Annotated in this window: 22 protein-coding genes; 7 read left to right on the top strand and 15 right to left on the bottom strand. The window is 66.1% G+C overall.

What is annotated here, in order from left to right:
• Nucleotides 1–58 precede the first annotated feature (58 nt).
• Nucleotides 59–454: an HAD family hydrolase gene (locus tag ACOI2T_RS06670; protein ID WP_409505042.1), complete on the bottom strand. Its 396-nt coding sequence runs from the start codon at nucleotides 452–454 to the stop codon at nucleotides 59–61.
• Complete coding sequence (gene pcrA / locus ACOI2T_RS06665) at nucleotides 451–2,793, bottom strand: DNA helicase PcrA (protein WP_409505043.1); 2,343 nt, start codon at nucleotides 2,791–2,793, stop codon at nucleotides 451–453. The genes ACOI2T_RS06670 and pcrA overlap by 4 nt, the downstream gene beginning before the upstream one ends.
• 201 nt (nucleotides 2,794–2,994) lie before the next feature.
• On the opposite strand from pcrA, the gene ACOI2T_RS06660 reads away from it, so the two are divergent.
• Nucleotides 2,995–3,258 (top strand): chorismate mutase, encoded by a 264-nt coding sequence (locus ACOI2T_RS06660; protein ID WP_067844861.1) that lies wholly within the window; start codon nucleotides 2,995–2,997, stop codon nucleotides 3,256–3,258.
• Between the two features lie 42 nt (nucleotides 3,259–3,300).
• On the opposite strand, the gene ACOI2T_RS06655 is transcribed toward ACOI2T_RS06660, so the two are convergent.
• The 3 genes from ACOI2T_RS06655 to ACOI2T_RS06645 form a co-directional block, all read right to left on the bottom strand.
• The gene (locus ACOI2T_RS06655; RefSeq protein WP_409505044.1) at nucleotides 3,301–4,158 is read right to left on the bottom strand and encodes a putative endonuclease domain-containing protein; all 858 of its coding nucleotides are present in this window, start codon (nucleotides 4,156–4,158) and stop codon (nucleotides 3,301–3,303) included.
• 68 nt (nucleotides 4,159–4,226) lie between these two features.
• On the bottom strand, nucleotides 4,227–6,269 hold the full coding sequence (locus ACOI2T_RS06650) for an acyltransferase family protein (RefSeq protein WP_409505045.1): 2,043 nt from the start codon (nucleotides 6,267–6,269) through the stop codon (nucleotides 4,227–4,229).
• Between the two features lie 80 nt (nucleotides 6,270–6,349).
• Nucleotides 6,350–7,798 carry an NAD-dependent succinate-semialdehyde dehydrogenase gene (locus ACOI2T_RS06645; protein WP_409505046.1) on the bottom strand — a complete coding sequence of 483 codons (1,449 nt, stop codon included), beginning with the start codon at nucleotides 7,796–7,798 and terminating at the stop codon, nucleotides 6,350–6,352.
• 50 nt (nucleotides 7,799–7,848) lie between these two features.
• Between ACOI2T_RS06645 and pgi the strand changes: the two genes are divergently transcribed.
• A complete protein-coding gene (gene pgi / locus ACOI2T_RS06640; protein WP_409505047.1) occupies nucleotides 7,849–9,498 on the top strand; it encodes a glucose-6-phosphate isomerase in 1,650 nt (549 codons plus the stop codon).
• Between the two features lie 13 nt (nucleotides 9,499–9,511).
• Here pgi and ACOI2T_RS06635 read toward each other — a convergent pair whose 3' ends face one another.
• The 5 genes from ACOI2T_RS06635 to ACOI2T_RS06615 form a co-directional block, all read right to left on the bottom strand.
• Nucleotides 9,512–9,928 (bottom strand): hypothetical protein, encoded by a 417-nt coding sequence (locus ACOI2T_RS06635; RefSeq protein WP_198538784.1) that lies wholly within the window; start codon nucleotides 9,926–9,928, stop codon nucleotides 9,512–9,514.
• Nucleotides 9,929–10,013: 85 nt separating this feature from the next.
• The gene (locus ACOI2T_RS06630) at nucleotides 10,014–10,568 is read right to left on the bottom strand and encodes a hypothetical protein (protein ID WP_409505048.1); all 555 of its coding nucleotides are present in this window, start codon (nucleotides 10,566–10,568) and stop codon (nucleotides 10,014–10,016) included.
• Nucleotides 10,543–10,857 carry a helix-turn-helix transcriptional regulator gene (locus ACOI2T_RS06625; RefSeq protein WP_067844061.1) on the bottom strand — a complete coding sequence of 105 codons (315 nt, stop codon included), beginning with the start codon at nucleotides 10,855–10,857 and terminating at the stop codon, nucleotides 10,543–10,545. Before ACOI2T_RS06625 ends, ACOI2T_RS06630 begins: the two co-directional genes overlap by 26 nt.
• Nucleotides 10,858–11,622: 765 nt before the next feature.
• Nucleotides 11,623–12,372: an SDR family oxidoreductase gene (locus tag ACOI2T_RS06620; protein ID WP_067844058.1), complete on the bottom strand. Its 750-nt coding sequence runs from the start codon at nucleotides 12,370–12,372 to the stop codon at nucleotides 11,623–11,625.
• A gap of 41 nt (nucleotides 12,373–12,413) precedes the next feature.
• Nucleotides 12,414–13,268, bottom strand: coding sequence for an Fpg/Nei family DNA glycosylase (locus tag ACOI2T_RS06615; protein WP_067844055.1), 855 nt, complete (start codon nucleotides 13,266–13,268; stop codon nucleotides 12,414–12,416).
• A 42-nt stretch (nucleotides 13,269–13,310) separates the two neighbouring features.
• On the opposite strand from ACOI2T_RS06615, the gene ACOI2T_RS06610 reads away from it, so the two are divergent.
• On the top strand, nucleotides 13,311–15,053 hold the full coding sequence (locus tag ACOI2T_RS06610; RefSeq protein WP_409505049.1) for an FUSC family protein: 1,743 nt from the start codon (nucleotides 13,311–13,313) through the stop codon (nucleotides 15,051–15,053).
• On the opposite strand, the gene ACOI2T_RS06605 is transcribed toward ACOI2T_RS06610, so the two are convergent.
• On the bottom strand, nucleotides 15,018–15,407 hold the full coding sequence (locus ACOI2T_RS06605) for a phage holin family protein (protein ID WP_085144206.1): 390 nt from the start codon (nucleotides 15,405–15,407) through the stop codon (nucleotides 15,018–15,020). The two genes, ACOI2T_RS06610 and ACOI2T_RS06605, sit on opposite strands and share 36 nt — an antisense overlap.
• Nucleotides 15,408–15,413: 6 nt before the next feature.
• A complete protein-coding gene (cobF, locus tag ACOI2T_RS06600; protein ID WP_409505050.1) occupies nucleotides 15,414–16,154 on the bottom strand; it encodes a precorrin-6A synthase (deacetylating) in 741 nt (246 codons plus the stop codon).
• Between the two features lie 118 nt (nucleotides 16,155–16,272).
• Here cobF and ACOI2T_RS06595 point away from each other — a divergent pair, with 118 nt between their 5' ends.
• Complete coding sequence (locus ACOI2T_RS06595; protein WP_409505051.1) at nucleotides 16,273–17,544, top strand: diiron oxygenase; 1,272 nt, start codon at nucleotides 16,273–16,275, stop codon at nucleotides 17,542–17,544.
• On the opposite strand, the gene ACOI2T_RS06590 is transcribed toward ACOI2T_RS06595, so the two are convergent.
• Nucleotides 17,528–18,736: an MFS transporter gene (locus ACOI2T_RS06590; RefSeq protein ID WP_409505052.1), complete on the bottom strand. Its 1,209-nt coding sequence runs from the start codon at nucleotides 18,734–18,736 to the stop codon at nucleotides 17,528–17,530. The genes ACOI2T_RS06595 and ACOI2T_RS06590 overlap by 17 nt on opposite strands.
• Nucleotides 18,737–18,838: 102 nt before the next feature.
• Here ACOI2T_RS06590 and ACOI2T_RS06585 point away from each other — a divergent pair, with 102 nt between their 5' ends.
• The 3 genes from ACOI2T_RS06585 to ACOI2T_RS06575 are packed head-to-tail and all read left to right on the top strand — an operon-like array spanning nucleotide 18,839 to nucleotide 22,475.
• Nucleotides 18,839–19,834 (top strand): chemotaxis protein CheB, encoded by a 996-nt coding sequence (locus ACOI2T_RS06585; protein WP_409505053.1) that lies wholly within the window; start codon nucleotides 18,839–18,841, stop codon nucleotides 19,832–19,834.
• A 19-nt stretch (nucleotides 19,835–19,853) separates the two neighbouring features.
• On the top strand, nucleotides 19,854–20,588 hold the full coding sequence (locus tag ACOI2T_RS06580) for an STAS domain-containing protein (protein WP_409505054.1): 735 nt from the start codon (nucleotides 19,854–19,856) through the stop codon (nucleotides 20,586–20,588).
• Between the two features lie 48 nt (nucleotides 20,589–20,636).
• Nucleotides 20,637–22,475: a CheR family methyltransferase gene (locus ACOI2T_RS06575; protein ID WP_409505055.1), complete on the top strand. Its 1,839-nt coding sequence runs from the start codon at nucleotides 20,637–20,639 to the stop codon at nucleotides 22,473–22,475.
• Here ACOI2T_RS06575 and ACOI2T_RS06570 read toward each other — a convergent pair.
• Together ACOI2T_RS06570 and ACOI2T_RS06565 are read right to left on the bottom strand one after the other, a co-directional pair.
• Entirely contained in the window at nucleotides 22,472–22,843 is a 372-nt protein-coding gene (locus ACOI2T_RS06570; protein ID WP_409505056.1) for a hypothetical protein, read from the bottom strand. The genes ACOI2T_RS06575 and ACOI2T_RS06570 overlap by 4 nt on opposite strands.
• Nucleotides 22,836–23,549 (bottom strand): GAF and ANTAR domain-containing protein, encoded by a 714-nt coding sequence (locus tag ACOI2T_RS06565; RefSeq protein ID WP_409505057.1) that lies wholly within the window; start codon nucleotides 23,547–23,549, stop codon nucleotides 22,836–22,838. Before ACOI2T_RS06565 ends, ACOI2T_RS06570 begins: the two co-directional genes overlap by 8 nt.
• Nucleotides 23,550–23,563 lie beyond the last annotated feature (14 nt).

Raw genomic sequence — 23,563 nt, 5'->3', positions numbered from 1 at the left:
GCGATATCACATGCGATATCGGGTTTGAGACCCATATGTGCCCCGACTCAGGACGTCTTCAAAGCACAAGGAGAGCCGCAAGTTCGCTCAGGGAATCCACCCGCACATCGGCGAGCGCGACCTCGGGACGTTGCGCATGCATGAAGCCCCATGGGCCACGCCGAATGTGAGCGGTTCGCATCCCAACTGCACGGGCAGGCAGGACATCGTTGTCGAGTCGGTCACCGACATAGAGGATGTCGGGCGCAGGCATCCCAGCTTCATCGACCAATCGCCTGAAGAAAGCCAGATCAGGTTTCGACACATCCCATGCGGCCGAGGACCCGATGAAGTCGGCCTCCAGTCCCGCGGCACGTAGTAGGTTCTCGACACCTTCGGGTTGGTTGCCGGCGATGCCGACCGAGAGCCCGCAGCTTCGAACCGCAGCAACGCAGTCGAGTGCGTCGGAACTCACAGCTTTTGCACCGGAGCGTGATTGTGCATCAACTTGACCCGACCGGCACTGCCGAAGTCGATCAACGACATCGCGGATTCGCCGACCCCGGAGACCTCTTCCACGCGACCGAGACCGTACTTGTCGTGGGTGACCCGATCGCCGGGTTCCAGCGTGATCACCGGACGGTTGCGCGCCGCGGCGGGCCGGGCCGGTGACGGGCGGGGTGTGCCGTAGCGGCCGGCATTTCCCATGGGTGCACTCAGCGAAGACGAGGGCTGTTCGACCCGTCGCCAGTTGATGAGCTCCTGCGGAATCTCCCGCAGGAAACGGGATTCGGGGTTCAGCATCGGCTGGCCCCACGACGAGCGCACCTTGGCCCGGCTGAGGTAGAGCCGCTGCCGCGCGCGGGTGATCCCGACGTAGGCCAGCCGGCGTTCCTCGGACAATTCGGTCGGGTCGCCCAGCGCCCGCATGTGCGGGAACATGCCGTCCTCCCAGCCGGTGACGAACACCGCGGGGAACTCCAGACCTTTGGCGGTGTGCAGCGTCATCATCGTCACCACGCCGGCGCCCTCCTCGGGAAGTTCGTCGGCGTCGGCCACCAACGAGACCCGCTCCAGGAACTGCGCGAGCACGCCGGTGTCAGGGATGTCCTCGTCGACCGGCTCGTCCTCGGCGAGCGCCTGAGCGTTCGCCAGGTCGGTGCTGAATTCGTGTGCGACGCTGACCAATTCGTTCAGGTTGTCGAGCCGGGCGAGATCCTGTGGATCGCTGGAGGCCTCCAGCTCACGCTGGTATCCGGTGCGTTCCAGCACGGCCTCGACCAGATCGCCGAGCTCGTCGTCGAGCTTGGCCCGCAGCCCGTCGAGCATCTGCACAAACGATGCGATCGCCTTCTCCGAGCGCGTGTTGAGCATCGGCACCCGGCCCTCGGCCGCGGCCTGCAGGGCATCGTTGAAGCTCGCCCCGGTGTTCTCGGCGTAGACCGCGACGCACGCCTCGGCGCGGTCACCGATGCCGCGGCGCGGAGTGTTGAGGATGCGGCGCATGCTGACCGAGTCACCCGGATTGTCGAGCACCCGCAGATAGGCGACGATGTCGCGGATCTCGCGGCGTTCGTAGAACCGCACGCCGCCGACGACCTTGTAGGGAATGCCCGCGCGGATGAAGACCTCTTCGAGCGCACGCGACGAGTTGTTGGTGCGGTAGAACACCGCCATGTCGTTGTAGGAGAAGCCTTCGCGGTCGGCCAGTGCGTCGATCTCGTCGGCCACGAACCGTGCTTCGTCGTGCTCGTTGTCGGCGACGTAGCCGACGATCAGCTCGCCCTCCCCGGCGTCGGTCCACAGTCGCTTCTCGCGCCGGCCCGCGTTGCGCGCGATGACGGCATTGGCGGCGTTGAGGATCGTCTGCGTAGAGCGGTAGTTCTGTTCGAGCAGGATGGTGGTCGCGTCGGGGAAATCGCGTTCGAAGTCCTCGATGTTGCGGATCGTCGCCCCGCGGAACGCGTAGATGGACTGGTCGGCATCGCCCACCACGCACAGTTCGGCAGGCGGCACGCCGTCGTTCTCGTCGAGGTGATGGCCGACCAACTCGCGCACCAGGACGTACTGCGCGTGGTTGGTGTCCTGGTACTCGTCGACCAGGATGTGCCGGAAGCGCCTGCGGTAGTACTGGGCGATCTGCGGGAAGGCCTGCAGCACCGCGACCGTCTCACCGATCAGGTCGTCGAAATCCAGCGCGTTGGCCGCGCGCAGCCTGCGTTGGTACTCGCCGTAGACCTCGGCGATGATGCCGGCCATCTCCTCGGCCGCCTCCGACGCCTCGGCGGCCGCCTGCTCCGGGCCGATGAGCTCGTTCTTGAGGTTGGAGATGCCGTTGGCCAACAACCGCGGCGAATACCGCTTGGTGTCGAGCCCCATGTCCTTGCCGATCATCATCAGCAGGCGACGTGAATCGTCGGAGTCGTAGATCGAGAAGTTCGAGTTGAGCCCCGGCAACAGCGAAGCCTGGTTGCGCAGGATGCGCACGCACGTCGAGTGGAACGTCGACACCCACATCGACCGCGCCCGCGGCCCGACCAGCTGCACGACACGTTCCCGCATCTCCGCGGCGGCCTTGTTGGTGAACGTGATCGCGAGTACCTGGCCGACGCCCACCTCACGCGCGGCCAGCAAGTAGGCGATGCGCCGCGTCAACACCGCCGTCTTGCCCGACCCGGCGCCGGCGACGATCAGCAGCGGCGACCCTTCATGCAGCACCGCCTGGCGTTGTTGCGGGTTCAGGCCGTCGAGGAGTTCATCGGTTTCGGTCGCGAGCGTCATCTTGTGTTCAAACTTACCGCCGGGCTCCGACATTCTTTGCGCAGGCGCGGCAGCAAATGGCACACTCGATGAGTGCTCACAGAGCAGAGGCGATTTTTCTACGGGTACCGGCCAGCGGTGCCCGTGGTCTAGCTGCCTCCCTATCAGCCCCGCGGTCCGCATTCCGGATCCGGGGCTCGTCTCTTGTGTGAGGCCCGAAACCGGATGAGACCCCCACACAACGAGGAGCCCATCATGACTGAGACCATCGACTCCGTGCCTGACATCGATGACCTGCGTCGGGAGATCGACGAACTCGACGCCACCATCCTGGCCGCGATCCAGCGGCGTACCGAGGTCTCCAAGGAGATCGGTAAAGCCCGCATGGCCTCCGGCGGGACCCGTCTCGTGCACAGCCGCGAGATGAAGGTCATCGAGCGCTACAGCGTGCTCGGCCCCGAGGGTAAAGACCTGGCCATGCTGCTGCTGCGGCTCGGCCGTGGGCGGTTGGGGCACTAGCGCCACGCCACGGAACTGCATTCCCGGTCGTTTAACCGGCCGCTAAGCAGCCCTGGCTTCCATCTCGCGGCGGGCCCACGCGGCCCGCACCCGATCGAGAATGTCGCGCGGCCGATCCTCCTTGATGACGCGGATGTGCAACCAATGCCGGCGTTGGATCTTCCTCAGCCTCACCACGTCCCACGCATACGTCGCCCGGTCGGTGCGATGGTGGTCGCCGTCATACTCGACGGCGATCATCGCGCTCTCCCAGCCCATGTCGAGGTAGGCGAACTCCGAGCCGTAGTCGTCGAGTACGGGGATCTGAGTCTGGGGCCGTGGGTAACCAGCGTCAATCAACAGCAAGCGCAACCACGTTTCTTTGGGCGACTGCGCGCCCGCGTCCATCAGGTTCAGCGCTTCGCGGCATCGCCGCACGCCGTGAGCGCCGCGAAAATCTTCGCCGAGCGGTAGGACATGATCGGCCGTCAGACCGGTCGCGCGGGCGAGCGCGTCGAGGTGAGCAACAGCGGCGCCCCTTGGCAAGAACCGACCGAGATCCAACGCGGTCCGCTGGATGGTCGTGACAGGCATGCCGTCGATCTCGACGACGTCGTCGCGGGTGAAGCGATCGTTGTGGGTGATGATGCCCTGCGGCGGGCGGTGGTTCTTCCAGATCAGTTCGATCGGCGCATTCTCGTCCACCCATTTGGCGCCGTGCAGCGCGGCGGCGGCCCTGCCCGTGATGACGCCGCGGCGCTTGGACCAGAGCCACGCGCCCATGGTGTTGGCGTACAGCGACGGCTCGGCGATACGCAGTCGATAGACGTCGGGGAAGATCGGCCGGTACGCCGCCCGCAGCCGTCCACGGGTCAGTTCACCGCGAGCCAGCGCTTCACTGCCCAAGAAAACAGGTCCCATGCCGCGATCCTGCTGGCGGCCTCCGACAACCTCACCGAAACGGCCGTGAGGGTTGCTACCAGCTTGATTTAACGACCGGGAATGCCGTTCCGCGGAGGAGAAGGCTTCTTCGGCTTGAGCGAATCCACCAGCCACGGCGTCAGCCATTTCACGGCCTCGGCGGTCGGATGCACGCCGTCGCTGCGCATCCGGATCCCGTCGACGCGCGTGGTGTATTCGCCGTCCGGGTTGAGCTTGGCGTTGAAGTCCAGCACCGTGACGTTGGGTCGCTTGCCCACGACGTCACGCAGCAGTGAGTTCCACTCCTCGACCCGTGCCGGCCGGTCTTCCGGGTACAGGCTGCCGTCGGCCCGCTCGCCGCGCCTGGTGTAGGGCGCCGTGGTCACGACGACGCGCGCGCCGGTCGAGCCGAGGATGTCCAGGGCACGTTGTAGTTCACCGCTGAGGTATTTGTCGTAGTCGTCGTCGCCGATGTGGGTCCACTCACCCCCGCGCATGCGGTCGACGATCTCCCAGCGGCCGATCATCAACAGCACGGTGTCGGGTCGGTCGTGTTTGATCCGCTGCGACCAGCGTTCGGGCCAGGTGTCGCATTCCGGTTTCTGGTTGAGGGTCTCGCCCGCTGACCGGTACGGCCCGCCACGCGCGATACCGCAGCCGATCGTCGTGTAGTCGCTGAAGCTGAAGCCGGGTGTCTTCGGCAGGTAGCGCATCAACGTCCAGGCGATCGAGTCGCCGAACACGGCGACGGTCTGGGTGCCGGGATCGCGACGGACGGGTGGCGCTCCGATGGGAACGGGGACCTCGGCCCCGACGTCGGCCTGCGTCAGCGCGGTCGACATGACGTCGGGTCCCGCGGGCTCACTGGACCGGGTGGTGACGGGCATGACGGTCATGGTGACGACGGCCGCGGTCGCCACCGTGGCGGCCGCCAGCGGGAGCATCGGCACATGCTGGGGACGCCAGCGCCGCACGGGTTGTTCGATCAGCCACCACGACAGCCACGACACCCCGATCGTCACGGCACACCGCAGCGCCAGCAGCGACCAGCTCGTCAGCCCGGTGCGTTCACCGTTGAGGATCAAGAAGATCGGCCAGTGCCACAGGTACACGCCGTACGAGATGGCACCGAGCGCGACCAGCGGACGGCACGCCAGCACCCGGGCCACGTACCCGTCCTGATCGAGCGCGACGGGCGCGACGACCAGAACCGCGCCGAGTGCGACGGCGATCAGCAGGCCATGCCGGAAGTCGCTGACATCGCCGGTCGCAAAGTGTGCGGCGGCCGCGAGTACCGCAATGCCAGGAACCGGCAGGAGCCACGCGATCCAGCGCCGCCACCGGGTACGGATCAGCGTGCCCGAGACCGTGAGCGCCGACCAGTCGCGGACCAACAGGGCGGCCGCCGCCGCACCGATGAGCAGGGCCTGCGCTCGGGTATCGGTGCCGAAGTAGATGCGATTGAGCGTGGCGTCGTTGACGAACAGGATCGACGCGGCGGCCGAGGCGGCCGCACCGGCGGCGGCGAGTACGAACACCGCGATGCGGACCGTGCGCGCCGAGCGGCGACGCAGCAGCAGCGCGACCGCCACCAACAGGACCGGCCAGACGATGTAGTACTGCTCCTCGACGCCGAGCGACCACGTGTGCTGCAGCGGCGAGGGCGGGGCGCCCTGCGAGAAGTAGTCGGCCTGTTGAGCGACGAAGATCCAGTTGGCAATCCAGAAGAATGCGGCGACGGCGTCGTCGCGCAGTGATGTCACGGCGTCGGGCGGGAACAGGTCACGCACCGCGACCACGGCCAGCGTCATCACGAGCATCGCGGGCAGCAACCGGCGAGCGCGGCGGATCCAGAACCCCTTGAGGTCGATCCGGTCGGTCCTGGCGTACTCGTCCAGCAGCAGCGAGGTGATCAGGAACCCGCTGAGCACGAAGAAGACGTCGACGCCGATGAACCCGCCCGCCACACCGGGGACTCCCCCATGACTGGCCAGCACCAGCAGCACGGCGATCGCGCGGATGCCGTCGAGCGCGGGGATGTCCCGACGGGCGGGAACGGTCCGACTTCGGCGAGCGGCAAGACTGGCAGCACGGACTGTCGGCGCAGTCACGTCATGCCCTCCCGTCTGGCGTCCGAGCACCAAAGTCTAAGGGCGGCTCGGCGCCGGATCGGGAAGGCGCGCCTGCGTTTCTACTTCGTCAACGCGATGTATTTGGTGTCGAGGTACTCCTCGATGCCCTCGGTTCCGCCCTCGCGGCCGAACCCGGATTCTTTGATGCCGCCGAACGGCGCGGCCGGATCCGAGATGACGCCGCGGTTGATACCGACCATGCCGGACTCGATGGCCTCGGCAACCCGCAAGGCGCGGTCCAGCGATCGCGTGTAAACGTATGCCGCCAAGCCGTATTCGGTGTCGTTGGCGGCGGCGACGCCTTCGTCCTCGGTGTCGAATCCGGTGATCGGCGCGACCGGCCCGAACACCTCTTCCTTGAGGATGCGCGCGTCGGCGGGCACATCGGCCAGCACGGTGGCTGGGTAGAAGTTGCCGGGGCCGCCGGGTGCGACGCCGCCCACCGCGACCGTCGCGCCGCGCGACACCGCGTCCGACACGAGCTCGGTGACCGTGGCGACCTGCTTGGAATTGATCAGCGGGCCCAACGTCGACGACGGCTCGATGCCCTTGCCGAGGGTGAATTCGCTCATCCGCTTGACGAGCTTCTCGGTGAACTCCTCCCGCACCGCGTTGGCGACGTGGAACCGGTTGGCCGCGGTGCAGGCCTCGCCGCCGTTGCGCATCTTGGCCAGGATCGCCCCGTCGACGGCCGCGTCCACATCGGCATCGTCGAACACGATGAACGGCGCGTTGCCGCCCAGCTCCATCGACGTGCGCAGCAGCTTGTCCGCCGACTGCTTGACGAGTGCCTTGCCGACACCGGTCGAGCCGGTGAAGGTCAGCTTGCGCAGCCGGCCGTCGTCGATCAGCGCACCGGTGACCTCACGTGGATTGCTCGTCGGCAGAACCGACAGCACGCCCTTGGGCAGGCCGGCCTCGTCCATGAGCTTGGCCAGCAGCAGCATGGTCAGCGGGGTTTCCTGGGCGGGCTTGACGATCATGGTGCAACCCGCGGCAAAGGCCGGGCCCATCTTGCGAGTGCCCATGGCCAGCGGGAAGTTCCACGGCGTGATGGCATAGCACGGGCCGACGGCCTGCTTGGTCACGATTATGCGGCCCGTGCCCGCAGGCGCCGGGGTGTAGCGGCCGCCGATGCGCACGGCCTCCTCGGCGAACCAGCGGAAGAACTCGCCGCCGTAGGCCACTTCGCCCTTGCTCTCGGCGAGCACCTTGCCCATCTCGAGAGTCATGAGCGCGGCGATGTCGTCGGCGCGTTCCTTGATCTTCTCGAACACCGCCCGCAGAATCTCGCCACGCTCTCTCGGCGCGGTCGCGGCCCACTCCGCCTGCACCGCGCACGCGGCGTCCAATGCGGCGACTGCGTCGTCGGCGGTGGCGTCGGCCACGGCGGTGATCACCTGATCGTCACTGGGGTCGAGCACGTTGAACGTCGACGAGCCTTCGCGTTCCTCACCGCCGATCCACAATCCGGTGGGCACGGATGAAATCAGGTCTTCAATGTGCATACATCAATCATGTACACCTTCGAAACGAGCACCGCACTAAGGTCGAGAGAATGAGTGCTGACATCACCTCAACTCCCGCGTGGCAGGCCCTGGCGAGCCACTTCGACGACATCGGCAACAAGCATCTGACGGAGTTGTTCGCCGAGGATCCCTCGCGCGGAACCGAGTTGGCACTGACGGTCGGCGACCTCTACATCGACTACAGCAAGCACCGCGTCACGCGCAGGACCCTGGAGTTGCTGGTCGATCTGGCCCGCGCCGCCGGGTTGGAGGCGCGCCGCGACGCGATGTTCGCCGGTGAGCACATCAACACTTCTGAGGATCGCGCCGTACTGCACACCGCGCTGCGACTCCCGGCCGATGCCTCGCTGACCGTGGACGGCCAGGATGTGGTCACCGACGTCCACGAGGTGCTGGACCGCATGGGCGACTTCACCGATCGCCTGCGCAGCGGCGAGTGGACGGGCGCGACGGGCGAGCGGATCACGACCGTCGTCAACATCGGCATCGGCGGTTCGGATCTCGGGCCCGTGATGGTCTACGACGCGCTGCGGCACTACGCCGACGCGGGCATCTCGGCGCGGTTCGTGTCCAACGTCGACCCCGCCGACCTGGTGGCCAAGCTCGACGGACTCGATCCGGCCACAACGCTTTTCATCGTGGCATCGAAGACGTTCTCGACGCTGGAGACGCTGACCAATGCCACGGCGGCGCGCCGCTGGCTCACCGACAAGCTCGGCGACGCGGCGGTGTCGAAGCACTTTGTGGCCGTGTCGACGAACAAGAAGCTCGTCGACGAGTTCGGCATCAACACCGACAACATGTTCGGCTTCTGGGATTGGGTCGGCGGTCGCTACTCGGTGGATTCGGCGATCGGGCTGTCGGTGATGGCCGTGATCGGCCGCGAGCGATTCGCCGAATTCCTGGCCGGATTCCACCTCGTCGACGAGCATTTCCGCACCGCACCCTTGGGCGAGAACGCCCCGGCACTGCTCGGGCTGATCGGGCTGTGGTACTCGAATTTCTTTGGCGCGCAATCACGCGCGGTGCTGCCGTACTCCAACGACCTGTCGCGATTCGCGGCGTATCTGCAGCAGCTCACCATGGAATCCAACGGCAAGTCGGTGCGCGCCGACGGAACACCCGTCACCACCGACACCGGCGAAATCTATTGGGGCGAACCGGGAACCAACGGGCAGCACGCCTTCTACCAGCTGTTGCACCAGGGCACGCGATTGATCCCCGCCGACTTCATCGGGTTCTCCCAGCCCACTGATGACCTGCCGACCGCAGACGGCACCGGTAGCATGCACGACCTGCTCATGAGCAACTTCTTCGCGCAGACCCAGGTCCTGGCATTCGGCAAGACGGCGGAAGCCATTGCGGCCGAAGGCACTCCGGCCGACGTGGTACCGCACAAGGTGATGCCGGGCAACCGCCCGACGACGTCAATCCTCGCTACGAAGTTGACGCCGTCGGTGGTCGGCCAGCTGATCGCGCTCTACGAACACCAGGTGTTCACCGAAGGTGTCATCTGGGGTATCGACTCGTTCGATCAATGGGGTGTCGAACTCGGCAAGACCCAGGCAAAGGCACTGCTGCCGGTGATCACCGCTGAGGCGTCACCGGCCAAGCAGTCCGATGGTTCCACCGATGCCCTGGTCCGCCGCTACCGAGTGGAGCGCGGTCGAAGCGCCTGAGCGCGTTCAGGACTTACGGGGCGGGGATGGTGGCGCATCCGACGTTCGGGATGCAGCCGCTGGCTCCGCCAGGGCCGGCAGTGCCGCCAGGGCCGCCGGGAATCGAGCCGGTTGCGCCGCCCGGGCCGGCTGTCCCGCCAGGCCCACCGGGGATCACGCCGGTCGCGCCCTCAGGTCCGGCCGCACCGCCCGGTCCACCGGGAATGGCGCCGCTGGCGCCGCCCGGGCCGGCAGTGCCACCAGGTCCGCCAGGAATCTGGCCAGTGGCCCCACCCGGTCCGGCAGTGCCGAGATCCGCACACGGCGTGCCGTCGGCGTTGACGCACGGCGGCGGTGGCGGAGCCGGCTCAGCCATCGCGATGGGTGCGAATGCCACCGCTCCCGCGGCAGCGCCTGCAAAGAACATTGGGGTGAGAAGTTTTGCCATCATGACTCCCGTCTACCCACGACTCCCGGAAGTCAAAACCACCCTGCGATCTTGTTTTCCTGCGACACAGGCCACATAGATAGCAGGTTTACAGATTTTCGAGGTCCGGATCGGTGCGCGTCCAGCCCAGGATCATCGCGGGCGTGCAACCGCCGACGAGCAACACCGTCAGCGCCATGAGACCACCCGCGTAGGCCATGTCGACATCGGCGCCGCCGGTGATCACCGCCCCGAAGATCAGGTACGCGATCGGGATCAACATCAAATTCTGTGTTACGGTCAGCCCGATCGATCGGGCGCTGTTGCGCTGCGCGATCTCGTATTCGTCCAACGCGGCCTGCGGAGCGTCGCCGCGTCGCCCGGACACGATCTGCAGTGCGATCCACGCCGGAAAGAACGCGAGGCACGCCGGAAGCCACAACAACGGAGCCCATTTCACGCCGTACGCGCACAGCACCGCCACGGCGAACATGAACGCGAACGTGGCGGCCAGCCAGCCGACGAGGATTCGCCGTCGGCGTTTGTTTCGCCAGCCGGGCAACGAATTGGCGTATGTGCGTTCGTGTTTGAGGAACCGCTGGATGCGATAGTCCTGATAGCGATCGAGCAGGGTCGGGTCAGCCTGTGTGTTCGGTCGAGACATCTTTCTCGCCATTTCCTTCCGCTCGTGTTCGGTTTCCGTAGACCTCGGCGGAGAGTGGGGTGAACGCTTCGCGCGAGAAGACGGCTTCGACCGGCAGGCCGAAGACGTCGCAGATCCGGAAAGCCAGGTCGAGGCTCGGGTAATGATCGCCCCGTTCCAAAGCGCCGACTGTCTGCGGATTCACGTTGATCAGCGCCGCGAGTTCGGCGCGCGTCATCCTCCGCTCCGCGCGCAGCACGCCGATACGGTTGTGAATCGGGAGGTTGTCCCCACGTCTCACCGGACTCATACAACTGATTGTTTGGAAAACCTAACAAAATGTCAAGGCTGTGTGCGGCTTCGCTGGGGTTTCTGGCCGACGAGACCGGTTGGCGGCACGACGGCCTCACGACTCGGCTGGGCGGGATGCGACCGGCTCGGGGCGGGATCTGACCGGCTCGGGGCGGGAGGTGTCGTCCCGCCCGCCTATGCGCGACAAAGTCGCGGAAACCGCCTCGTAGGCAACATCAGCCTCAGCAGCCTCGCGTCGCTGAGCTCTCGTACCCCATAGGCCCAATCAGTCACTTGCACAACAGAAATCAGGCTGCCCGGCTACGCGCGACTTTGTCGCTGAGTAGTGCCGTGGACGTTCTCGTCCGCGTGTGTAGGGATGGTCGCGGACCGCCAAAGGGCGCCCGCGTGCGTAAGCAGCGTGCGTCAGCGGCGTGCGCGCCCCCGTGCGTCAGCGGCGTGCGTAAGCAACGTGCGTAAGCAGCGTGCGTAAGCGAGCGGTGGCGCCCCGGACCGCCGTGACGCGGTGCCACCACGGCGGCCGATACGTCCGAGGCACTGCCCGCCCTGCGCAGCGACATTGTCGCTGGTAGCCGGGCAGCCGAAATCACGAGGCCACCGTGGCCCATGAGGCCCGAGCGACAGGAGTGATCGGGCATGCGGGACTGCCGTGGCCTCTGTTGCACAAGAGGCGATTTCCGCGACATTGTCGCGCATAGGCGGGCAGAGCCAATACCTCCAGGCGGAGAGAGTTCTGCGCCGAGAGAATCCGCGCTGAGAGAACTCAGGCGAAGCGCTTGGTGTACTTCGGCGGCAGCAGCCGCATCACCTGTGTCAGCGGCGCCCACGGCCAACGGGGCACGACCGCGCGGCCCTTCTCCTTTTCGATGGCCTCGACCATCGCGCGCACGCCGGTCTCGTTGTCCACCATGAGCATGGTCGAGTTGGCGCGAGCCGTCATCTCGGACTCGATGTAGCCGGGCTCGATGACCGTGACCCGAATCGGGCCCTTGTCGTATTCGGCACGCAAGGACTCGCCCAAGGACGTCATGCCGGCCTTGCTTGCGCAGTAGGCGGCCTTGCCACCGGGCACACCGGTATTGCCGAGCACCGATGAGATGAGCACCAAGTGGCCGCTGCCGGACTTCTTGAACATCTCCAGCGCGGATTCGATCTGCACCAACCCGGCGATCAAGTTGGTTTCGAGCGTGGCCTTGTTGGCCCACGGCTTGCCCTCACCGAGCGGCCAACCCTTGCCGATGCCCGCGTTGACGATCACCCGGTCGATGCCGCCGAGTTCCTCCGACATCTCGCCGAACACCCGTGGCACGGCTTCGTGGTCGTTGACGTCGAGCGCCGCGACGGCGATCTTGATGTACGGATGCCGGTCGGCCAACTCGGCCTTGAGCTCGTCGAGCCGGTCGGTTCGGCGCGCGCACAACGCCAGGTCACGGCCCTTGGCAGCGAATTGACGGGCCATACCGGCGCCCAAGCCCGAGCTGGCGCCGGTGATGAGGATCTTCTGACGGGTCATCGCAGCAGGATAACCGGGTTAGACAACTGTCAAGAACTCGCCTACTTGAGCAGACGTGACATCCGGCGGTCCGCGAGTACCTTGCCGCCCGTCTGGCACGTCGGGCAGTACTGGAACGACTTGTCGGCGAACGACACCTCGCGCACGGTGTCACCGCACACCGGACACGGAAGTCCGGTGCGGGCATGCACGCGCAGTCCGGACCGCTTCTCGCCCTTCAACGTCGCGGCCTGCTGTCCCACCGACCGCGACACCGCGTCGGTGAGCACTGAGATCATCGCGTCGTGCAGGGAGGCGAGCTGCGCGTCGGTCAGTTTCCCAGCTGTCGCGAACGGCGAAAGCTTGGCCACGTGCAGGATTTCGTCGCTGTAGGCGTTGCCGATCCCAGCGATCACCTTCTGATCGGTGATGACGGTCTTGAGCCGTCCGGACTGCCCGGCCAGCACAGCGGCCAGCCCGGTGGAATCCAATGACAGCGCATCGGGACCGAGCGACGCGATCTGGGGCACATCGAGTGGATCGGAGACCACCCACACCGCAAGCCGCTTCTGGGTGCCGGCCTCGGTGAGATCGAACCCGACGCCGTCCCCGAGATGCACGCGCAGCGCGATCGGCCCCTTACCCGGCTTGAGCGGCGTCGGCGCCAATTTGTCCGACCACCGCAGCCACCCGGCGCGCGACAGGTGCGTGATCAGCCACTGCGATCCGGCCTGCAGCCCCAAGTACTTGCCCCAGCGGGCAGCGTCGGTGACCGTCTCGCCGTGCAACGCGGTGATCGGTGGGTCGAATGTCTTGAGGACGGAGAGTGCCGATACGTCGACACGGGTGACCACCCGTCCGACCGCATGCCGGCGCAGATGGTCGGCCAACGCCTCGACCTCGGGCAGTTCGGGCATGCCTCCCAGTGTGTCAGCCCGTCGCCGAGCATGCTGGTAACCATGTCCGATCGGCAAGCGCCCAAGCCGGTTGCCAACCCGCTGCGCACCATCTTCGTGATCAACAAGGTGCCCCGCCGGTGGCCGTTCGCGCTGCGAGCCGGCATCTGCATGGCCGTTCCGGTTCTTGTCGGCTGGGTGGCCGGCGACACCGCAGCCGGCCTGATCGCCACGATCGGTGGGTTCACGTCGCTGTACGGCAGCGGCCGCCCCTACCTCAACCGCAGTGTCTACCTCGGCGTGATCGCGGTGTGTTTCGCGGCCGCCGTCGCACTCGGCGACTGGGCGGCGCAGACAGCGTGGCTCGCGGTCGTCACCGTGACCGTGATCGCGATGTTGGCGGTTCTCGTATGCCATGCACTGGCTGTCGGACCGCCAGGTGCTTACATGTTCGTGCTCGCGTGCGCCGCGGGCACCGGAGTGCAGGCCGCGTCGCATCTGAGCCCCGGCCGCCTGGCGGCGCTCGTGCTCGCGGGCGGCGCGTTCGCGTGGTGTGTCCACATGGTCGGTGCGCTCGTGCGGCCCCGCGGACCGGAGAGGGCGGCGGTGGCCGCGGCCGCGGCGGCCGTCGCGGCTTACGTCGACAGCGTCGGTTCCGACGCGGACGCACAGGCACAGGCCCGCCACCGGGCCGCGATGCTGCTGCACACCGCATGGGTCACGCTCGTGAACTTCCAGCCGGTGCAGCCCAAACCGGACCGCGCCCTGTACCGGTTACGGGTCGTGAACCGTCGGCTGCACGTGCTGTTCGCCACGGCGATGCGGGCCGCCGACACGGGCCAGGCCCGGCCGGCCGGTGCCGCCGACCTGGCCCGCCATCTCGCGACAATTCCCGCCGATGTGATCACCGATGAGCATGGCGCCGAAGGGGTTCCGCTCGGCAGGCCGAGTGCGTGGCAACTGCTGCGGCGCGCGATCACACCCGGTTCGGTGTCACTGCAACTGGCCGTGCGGGCGGGCATCGCGGTGGCGATCTCGGGCGCGATCGCGTCCGCTCTGACGATGAACCACGCCTACTGGGCCATGGCCGCCGCGGTGCTCATGTTGCATCAGGGCTTCGACTGGCTGCGCACCGTAGTGCGCGGAATCGAACGCGCGGTGGGCACCCTGCTCGGGCTCGGTGTGGCGGGTGTGATCCTCGCGCTACACCCGCAAGGGCTGTGGCTGGCCCTGACGATCGGCGCGCTGCAGTTCGTCATCGAGATGTACGTCGTGCGCAATTACACGCTCGCCGTCGTGTTCATCACGCCGGCCGCGCTGACCATCGCCTCGGGCGGTGCGCCCGTCGCCGAGCTCGGCGAATTGCTCCTCGCGCGCGGCGGCGACACCGTGATCGGTTGTGCGGTGGCACTTTTCGTGTATTGGTCGACCCAACGCCTGCGCAAACAGCGCGGGCTTTCCACCACCATCTCCGCGACGGTCGACACGATCAGCGCGGCACTGCCCCACCTCGCCGCGGGCGACGCCACGACACCTGCGGCCCGCGCCGACCGCCGTGACCTGCAACTGCGCGCGATGGCGCTACTGCCGGCCTACGATGCCGCGATCGGCGGTTCTGCCGCGCAACGCGTTGCGGCCGAACGTATGTGGCCGACGGTGGTGTCGGCCGAACAGGTCGCCTATCGCACGCTGGCGGCGTGCTGGGCACTCGAACACGACGGCGACGTCAAGGCTGCGGGCGATACCGCTGCCGCGCTCGCCGACGAGGTGTCAGCTCTGCGCCGCGCGGTGGACGAAGGACAGTAGCCAGCTCACGATCGACAACACGATCGCGGCCCAGATCGCGGTCCACCAGAAGTCGTCGATCTGCAAACCCCAATGTGTGGTGTGCTCGGTGATCCACGACGTGATCCACAGCATCAGTGCGTTGATCACGATGTGGATCAGGCCGAGGGTGAGGATGTAGAGCGGGATCGACAGGATCTGCACGATCGGCTTGATGATCGCGTTGACCAGACCGAAGATCACCGCGACGACGAAGATGATGCCGACCCGTGTCAGAGTCGAGTCGCCGCCGACGAAGCTCATCCCGGGAACGATGAGAGTGACCACCCAGAGCGCGAATCCGGTCAATGCGGCGCGCAACAGAAATGAGCCCATGGGTGATCAGTCTGCCGACCGCAGCAGGTAGGTGTCCATGATCCAGCCGTGGCGAGTTCTGGCTTCGGCGCGGACCGTGGCGATTTCATCGCCGACCTCTCCGACCGTGCCCGCGATCAACAGCTCGTCGGGGGTGCCGAGATAGGCGCCCCACCAGATGCGGGTCTGCGGTGCGCAGGTGCGGAACGAGCAGTCGGCGTCGAGCATCACCACGGCACTGCCCGACAAGCCCTGTTCGCGGAGCCGGCGGCCCGTCGTGATCAGGACCGGCTCGCCGACGTCGTTGAGCGGGATGCGGTGGCGCGCGGTGAGGGCCTGGATCGCGGTGACACCGGGGATCACGTCGTACTCGAAGTCCACGTGCTCGGCCACTTTTTCGAGGATCCGCAAGGTGCTGTCGTAGAGCGACGGGTCACCCCACGCCAGGAAAGCCCCGGTGCCGTCGGGGCCTAGTTCGGTCTCGATCGCGTGCGCCCAGATCCGGGCCCGCTCGGCGTGCCAATCCGCCACGATCTGGCGGTATTCGCCCTCTTCGGCGCGCTTGGGGTCGGGCAGTTCGACGAATCGGTAGCCGGGTTCGCGAATGAACCGCTCGCAGATCAGCCGGCGCAGTGCGACAAGTTCGTCTTTCGACTGGCCCTTGTCCATCGCGAAGAACACCTGCGTGTCGTTCAACGCGGAAACGGCTTGTGCGGTTACGTAGTCCGGATCGCCGGCCCCGATTCCGATGACATGGATGCGACGCACATGCGAAGGTTAGCCGCCGCCGGAAAGTACCCAAAGTATCCGATACCCCGGGTATTGACATCTTGTGTTGCGGGTACTTACGTTCGAAGGGCGAAACGTCAACGAAGGGACGTCAAGGGTGACAGCCTCGGTAAGGGCGACCAACGCCGCCACGCGCGACGAGTTCTCCGAACGCCTCCTCAAGGGTTCGGTCAAGAAGTCATACGCACCGATCGTCGACATCGACTGGGATGCGCCGCTGGATCCCGACAAGTTCTACCTGCCGCCCAGGGTGGTATCCCTGTACGGAACACCGTTGTGGGACAGCATGTCCCGCGAGCAGCAGATCGAGCTGTCCCGTCAGGAACTGGCCAACACACTGTCGGCGGGCATCTGGTTCGAGAACATCCTCAATCAGGCGCTGCTGCGCAAGATGATGCATCAGGATCCGACGGCCCGGTCGACCCACTACGAGCTCACAGAACTCGGCGACGAGACCCGGCACATGGTGATGTTCGGCAAGGCGATCGACAAGATCGGCGCCAAGCCGGTGCGGCCTCGGCTCTATCAGCGCATGATCATCAATTCGCTGCCGTTCATGTTCCAGGGCTCGGTCCTGTGGGTGGCCGCGTTGATCGGTGAGGAGATCTTCGACTCGCTGCAGCGCCAGATGATGGACGATCCCGACCTGCAGCCAATGGTGCAGCGTCTCATGCGCATTCACGTCACCGAAGAGGCGCGCCACATCCAGTTCGCCCGCGACGGTCTGCGCAAGCGCACGCCGACGATGCCGTGGATCACCCGCGTGTGGGTGAGCAACCTCAACGGCGTCGGCGGGCTGTTCTTCCGGTACCTGTTCACCAACAAGGTGCAGTACCAGCGCGTCGGCCTGGACGCACGCGCCGCGCGTCGCATGGCCCGCGCCAGTGCACATCGCCAGAAGGTCCAGATCGCCGGGTTCGCGCCACTGGCGGCGTTCCTCGAAGAGGTCGGCCTGATGGGCCGCATCGGCCGCCGGATGTGGCGGCGCAGCGGCTTCCTGCCGCTGGATGCCGGTCACCGGTCGAAGATCAACTGGCGGCGACGGATTGCGTTGGAGCCCGGTGCCGAGCCGTCGATGGACGAGGACGTTTACGACGGGCCCGCCGTTGTGCACGCCGCCGAGCGTGAGCACGCGGTACGGGTATTGCTCACCGGACACCTGGGTCCGATCGACGGCCGCTACCGCTGGCAGGGTTCGATCCTCGACGGCGACATGCCCGCCGGTGCCGGGCCCGTGCGGCTGACCATCGGGTCGCGGACCGTCGATGCGCGGATCACCGAACGCACCGCGCAGGGCACGTTCTCGATCGCCGGGGTGGGTGAACCGCCGTTCCCGCTCGACGACGTCGAGATCACCGTCGCGGGCTGACCACCGCGGCCACGAGGAGCGCGACGGCGAACACGCCCCCGGCGATTCCGGAGACCAGCAGGGGCAGCTGCCCCGGCTCGCCGGGCACGGTGCTCCACAGCAGCCCGGCCCACACCCCGGCCGCGAGCACGGCGAAACCACTGAGGCCCTGGAACACTCCCTGCGCGCTGCCCTGCAGATCCGGGCCAACCAGTGACGAGATCCAGGCCTTGCCGACACCGTCGGTGCACGCGGTGAACATGCCGTACGCACCGATCAGCAACCACGCGAGCACAGGGTCGGACGTCATCCCGAGACCGGCGTAGCCGACCGCGAAGAACACGAGCCCGATTCCGAACACCGGTACCCGGCCGATCCGGTCGGCCAGCAGGCCGGCCGGATAGCTCGCGACCGCGTAGACCGCGTTGTAGGTGACGTAGGCGAGGATGACCTCGACGACCGAGAAGCCGATCCCGTTGAGCCGCAACAACAACAGCGCATCCGGGAAGTTCACCAGTCCGAAGCCGACGAGGACGGCCGTCACGCGCCAGTATCGACCGGGCAGATCACGCACCCGGGCGAAGACCGGCTGGCGATCTCTGCGCGGCATCTCTCGCCGATGTTCGGATACCAGGAACACCAGGGCGACGCTCAGCACCGCGGGCACGATCGCGACCCACAACAGCGGTGCGATCCGGTGGTCGAGCAACTCGTACCCGACCAAGCCGAGCAGCGGCCCGAGCACTGCGCCGAAAGTGTCCATGGCGCGGTGAAATCCGAACACCCTGCCGCGTGCCGCGGCATCGACGTCGGCGACCAGCAGGGCGTCGCGCGGCGCGCCGCGGATGCCCTTGCCGAGACGGTCGACCACGCGTCCGGCCAGCACGCCCTGCCACGCGCCCGCCGCCGCGACCATGACTTTGCCGAGCGCGGCCATACCGTAACCCGTCGCGATCAGTGGCCGCTTGGCGAACCGGTCACCCAACGGACCCGCCGCGAGTTTCGTCATCGCGGCCGCGCCCTCGGCAGCGCCTTCGACGGCACCCACCACCGCAGGCGGGGCTCCTAACACCGACGTCAAATAGATTGGCAGCAGCGGATAGAGGAGTTCGCTCGCGGTGTCTTGCAGAAACGACACCGCCGACAGCACGCGGACGTTGCGGGTGAGCCACGTGCGGCCGCCGGGCCAGGTCTCACGCGGCTCAGTGCTCACGCTGGACATGATGCCGTGCACATTCCGGCCGAGCGTCCCGCCACACGGTTGCGCAAGCGCATACTGGGTATCCGACTCCCGTTGGGTTGAACGGGGACAGAAGTGAACGAGACTTTCGGAGTGGTAGCAGTCGGCGCCTCCGCCGGCGGCGTCGAGGCGCTCACTCGCCTGGCTGCCAACCTCTCGCCCGACCTGTCTTACGCAGTGCTCGTCGTGCTTCATATGCCGGCGAATGCGCCCAGCGTGCTGGCCAAGATTCTCGATCGGGCGGGACCGTTGCCCGCGGAAGCCGCGTGCGACGGCGCCGCGCTCAAACCCGGCACCATCCATGTAGCTGTCCCGGATCGCCACCTGTTGGTCGACGACCACCACGTCGTGTTGTCAGAAGGCCCGACTGAGAGCGGTCATCGCCCGGCCATCAACGCTCTGTTCCGATCGGTAGCCCTCACCTATGGGCCACGCGCTATCGGCGTGCTGCTGTCTGGCGTTCTCGATGATGGCGTGCTGGGAGCCCGGGCCATCCGGGCCAGAGGTGGCACAACCATCGCACAGACGCCTGAGGACGCTCTGTTCCCGGCAATGCCGACCAACGCGCTGGAGGCCGGCGTGATCGACCACCTGGCTGCGGCCACCGAAATGGGCGGATTGATCAAACAGCTGACCGCGCAGGTCATCGAGGAGCGCGAAATGGAACGTGACGAGTCCATGGAGCTGGAGAACAAGATCGCAATGGCCGGGCGCTTCGCCACCGATTTCGACACCGAGACGTTGGGTCCACCGTCGAGCTATATCTGTCCGGACTGCAACGGTTCACTCGCCGCAGTTGGGGAAGGTCAGTACCGCTGCCGAGTCGGCCACGCTTGGACGGCCGACGCCTTGCTGCGTGCGCGCGACGAAGAGATCGAGAACGCGCTGTGGATCGCACTCCGCAGTCTCAAGGAGAAGGCTGGACTGTCGCGACGCCTGGCCGAGAAGGCCGGTTCCGGTGTTCTGGCCGACCGGTACGCAGCGCTTGCCCACGAGGCCGAGCGGGCGATTGTGGTTCTGAGTGAAAGGCTTTCAGAAGTGAGCCAGCAGGCGGAGGATGACGGTGGCTAGGTCGCAGAGTCCGTTGTTGATGTCGACCAGGAGCCTCGACAGCGTGCGGATCCTGGCGGTCGACGGCGTGCTCGACAGCACCACCTATCGCGATTTGCGTAACACCATCATCAAGATCGCACTCGACGAGCCGCGCGCCGTGGTTATCGATATCACTGACCTGCACATACCGGCCGAATCGGCATTGGCTGTCTTCACGAGCGCACGGTGGCACGTCAGTGTGTGGCCCGATGTCCCGCTCGCGCTTGCGTGTGGCCACCCAGCCGGCCGGGCCGCAGTCGTCCGCAACGGCATCACCCGATACGTCCCGGTCTATGCCGGCGTGGAGTCGGCGCTAGCCGCGCTCGGGGGCGCCGGCCTCGATTCGCCACGCCGGCGCGCGAAGGCGCAACTGCCCGCGCTGCACTCGAGCGTGCGGCGGGCGCGAACACTCGTCACCGAATGGATGTTGGCTTGGTCACGAGCGGAGCTCATACCAGTCGCGTCCGTGGTGGTCGACGTCTTGGTGGAAAACGTCCTGGAACACACGCAGAGTGCGCCGGCCTTGGTGGCGGAGTCCAAAGCCGACAGTGTCACTATCGCGGTGACAGACAATTGCGTGGCGCCGGCCGTCCGTCGTGAGGACCCGTACCGCGGGAGCGAATCCGTGTCCGGTCTCGCCGTGGTCGCCGCATTGGCTCGGACATGGGGCAGTACGCCGACATCCACCGGGAAGACGGTGTGGGCCGTCATCGGTCCCGAAAACTGCATCTAGCCGCGGGTAGTGTTCACCCACACGACGTTGACGCGCGAATGGGACGACATGGAACCTACCGATGAAGCCTTCGAGGCCCTCCTGCGATACATGCGAGATTCACGTGGCTTCGACTTCACCGGGTATAAGCGGACCTCGCTGATGAGGCGGGTCCGCCACCGGATGGACCATGCCGGCTACGAAACCTTCGAACAGTATCTCGATGTCCTCCAAGCCAGTTCCGAGGAATTCTCCGCTCTGTTCAACACCATCCTCATCAATGTCACCGCATTTTTCCGTGACCCCGATGCATGGGAGTTCGTGCGCACCGACGTGATTCCCCGACTGCTTGCCGAGCGCGGACCCGATGACCCGATCCGCGTCTGGAGCGCGGGTTGTGCGTCGGGTCAGGAGGCTTACACGCTCGCAATGCTGCTCGCCGAGGCCCTCGGCGCCGATGAGTTCCGACAGCGGGTCAAGATATACGCGACGGACATCGACGAAGAAGCGTTGACAGAAGCGCGGGCCGCATCGTACGACTCGCGAGCAATCGAATCGGTTCCCCCTGATCTGCTCGCGCGTTACTTCGAACAGGTCAACGGACGCTACGTATTTCGCAAAGATCTGCGACGAGCGGTGATCTTCGGACGCAACGATCTGGTCAAGGACGCGCCCATCTCGCGTGTCGACTTGCTGGTGTGTCGCAACACGCTGATGTACCTGAATGCTGAGACCCAGCGGAATGTACTGAGCCGCTTGCATTTCGCCATGGCTGCGCAAGGCACGCTGTTTCTCGGGCATGCCGAGATGCTGCTCAGTCACGCTGACCGGTTCACCCCGCTGAATCTCAAGCACCGGGTGTTTCGGAAAGCAGCGGGATCGCACACCGGTCTTGATCGCTACGACGCGGCCGCAACGATGTACGACCGGCACGGCGAGCTCCACGGCCTAACCACCGTGCGTGAGATGGCATTCCGCGCGAGTCCGGTCGCACAGATCGTCGTCACCGGAGACGACACCGTCGCCATGATCAACCAGCAGGCCGAATCCATATTCGGCCTTTCCGCGCGCGACATCGGCCGGCTGTTACGTGACCTTGAAGTCTCCTACCGACCGGTCGAACTACGCGCCTACCTCGAGCAAGCCAAGGTCGAACGACGGCCGGCCCGTATCCAGGATGTGAAGTGGCAGCGACCAGGCACCGACACGGTGTGGTTCGAGATCCATGTCAACCCGTTGGTCGACGCGGAGAACGGCCTCCTCGGCGTCTCGATCGTGTTCTTCGATGTCAGCGCGACACGCGCACTCGTCGACAAAGTGGTTCAGACGAACCGTCAGCTCGAAGCCGCGTACGAGGAACTGCAGTCCACCAACGAAGAGCTGGAAACCACCAACGAAGAACTCCAATCGACGGTGGAAGAACTCGAGACAACGAACGAGGAGCTTCAATCCACGAACGAAGAACTCGAAACGATGAATGAGGAGTTGCAGTCCACCAACGACGAGTTGCACACCATCAATGACACGCTGCGCGAACGCAGCATCGAACTCGATGATGCCCGATCGTTCCTTGATTCGCTCGTCAACTCCATCCACTTGGGCATGGTGGTCGTGGACCGGGAGATGCGGGTGGTCGTGTGGAATCGGCACTGTGAGGACCTTTGGGGCTTGCGCGCCGATGAGACCACCGGCAAGACCCTGACCTCGTTGGACATCGGGCTCCCCCTTGACTCGGTTCGGCCACTCCTCGGCAACGCGTTCGTCGATTCCGAACAGACCGGCGAGACGGTCGTCGATGCAGTAAACCGCCGAGGCAGACCGACCCGTGTCCGGGTCACTTGCACTGCGTTTCGTTCAGGCGATGGCAGCCTGAGGGGCGCCCTGCTCCTCATGGAGGAGCAGGCTTAACAACCCCCGGCCTTCGCATCCTCGGCTGCGGCGGCCTCATGCCATGCTGCGGCGTAGCGGTGCATTTCCGCGGCATCCTGATGCGTTTCTGTCTCTCCGGTGTCGGCAACCATGGCGGCCTGCTCGTGCGCCGCCGCCGCACGAAGGTGAGCCTGACCGGCCTCGGTGTGCCGCCGCGCCGCGGAGCGATGGGCCCGCATCGCGTCTTGGCGCGATTGCTCTGCACGAAGTCGTGCGACCTCGACGTCCTCTGCTGTCGAGGCGAGGCCCCGGGCGAGATCGGTACGCCGTTGTTGAAGCTCGTCAACCCGCCTGCGGGCCGCCGCGGCGCGCACGGCAGGTGAGATGCCGGACGCCGGCTCAGTCACCGCTCCCACCCGTCGACGTTTCGGAATGGACGATCTCGTGCGCCACCTCTTTGAGAGGCTTGTTGGCACTCTGCGAGAGCTTCTTGAGCACCTCGAACGCTTGCACGGCATCGATCTTGTAGCGCTCCATCATCATCCCCTTCGCCTGGCCGATGATGTCGCGAGATGCCAGCGCGCTCCGGAACTGCTCGTCACGGCGCAGCAGGTTCCAGGCGAGCGCCGTATGCGTCGCAACGATCAACCCCGCCTCGATCGCATCCGCATCGAACGCATATGGCTCTTCGGCGTAGTAGTTCAAGGCGCCCATGGTCTTGTTGTCGGCGTAGAGCTGGAACGCCATGATCGACCTGACCGGGGTTTCCTCACGGGCGTCCCGGCAATAGGCGGGCCACCGCTGTTCGGTTTCGACGTCGTCGATCTTGGTGACGTGTTGTTCCCATGCCGCGGTGAGGCATGGGCCTTCGCCGCAGCGCTGCTGGATCTTGTCGAGAAGAGTCGCGATCTCGCTCGTCGCGGCCGCGGTGTGCAACTTGCCGTCGCTGGAGGCGATGGTGATGCCACCGTGCTGGGCGGCGGGGATGTAGGTCACGCCGCTTTCGGTGAGCTCGGTGAGCGCTGCGTCGATGTCGGTGGGCGGATTCTGCTGAATGTCGCGGATCAGGTCAGCGACCTGCAGGGCGATGACCTGGTGACGGCTTTCCGACATGGGCGTGGCTCCGA

This window comes from Mycolicibacterium wolinskyi str. Jessa 2025 (assembly GCF_049241375.1).
Classification (GTDB): Bacteria; Actinomycetota; Actinomycetes; order Mycobacteriales; family Mycobacteriaceae; genus Mycobacterium; species Mycobacterium wolinskyi.
Note: the sequence above shows the minus strand (reverse complement) of the source record. Positions and strands in the feature narration are given on the sequence as shown.

Bases quoted from the DNA above. Each gene is read 5' to 3' on its own strand.
- pcrA (WP_409505043.1), bottom strand. From the start codon at position 2,793: ATGTCGGAGCCCGGCGGTAAGTTTGAACACAAGATGACGCTCGCGACC.
- ACOI2T_RS06660 (WP_067844861.1), top strand. From the start codon at position 2,995: ATGACTGAGACCATCGACTCCGTGCCTGACATCGATGACCTGCGTCGG.
- ACOI2T_RS06655 (WP_409505044.1), bottom strand. From the start codon at position 4,158: ATGGGACCTGTTTTCTTGGGCAGTGAAGCGCTGGCTCGCGGTGAACTG.
- ACOI2T_RS06645 (WP_409505046.1), bottom strand. From the start codon at position 7,798: ATGCACATTGAAGACCTGATTTCATCCGTGCCCACCGGATTGTGGATC.
- pgi (WP_409505047.1), top strand. From the start codon at position 7,849: ATGAGTGCTGACATCACCTCAACTCCCGCGTGGCAGGCCCTGGCGAGC.
- ACOI2T_RS06635 (WP_198538784.1), bottom strand. From the start codon at position 9,928: ATGATGGCAAAACTTCTCACCCCAATGTTCTTTGCAGGCGCTGCCGCG.
- ACOI2T_RS06630 (WP_409505048.1), bottom strand. From the start codon at position 10,568: ATGTCTCGACCGAACACACAGGCTGACCCGACCCTGCTCGATCGCTAT.
- ACOI2T_RS06625 (WP_067844061.1), bottom strand. From the start codon at position 10,857: ATGAGTCCGGTGAGACGTGGGGACAACCTCCCGATTCACAACCGTATC.
- ACOI2T_RS06620 (WP_067844058.1), bottom strand. From the start codon at position 12,372: ATGACCCGTCAGAAGATCCTCATCACCGGCGCCAGCTCGGGCTTGGGC.
- ACOI2T_RS06615 (WP_067844055.1), bottom strand. From the start codon at position 13,268: ATGCCCGAACTGCCCGAGGTCGAGGCGTTGGCCGACCATCTGCGCCGG.
- ACOI2T_RS06610 (WP_409505049.1), top strand. From the start codon at position 13,311: ATGTCCGATCGGCAAGCGCCCAAGCCGGTTGCCAACCCGCTGCGCACC.
- ACOI2T_RS06605 (WP_085144206.1), bottom strand. From the start codon at position 15,407: ATGGGCTCATTTCTGTTGCGCGCCGCATTGACCGGATTCGCGCTCTGG.
- ACOI2T_RS06580 (WP_409505054.1), top strand. From the start codon at position 19,854: ATGTCGACCAGGAGCCTCGACAGCGTGCGGATCCTGGCGGTCGACGGC.
- ACOI2T_RS06575 (WP_409505055.1), top strand. From the start codon at position 20,637: ATGGAACCTACCGATGAAGCCTTCGAGGCCCTCCTGCGATACATGCGA.
- ACOI2T_RS06565 (WP_409505057.1), bottom strand. From the start codon at position 23,549: ATGTCGGAAAGCCGTCACCAGGTCATCGCCCTGCAGGTCGCTGACCTG.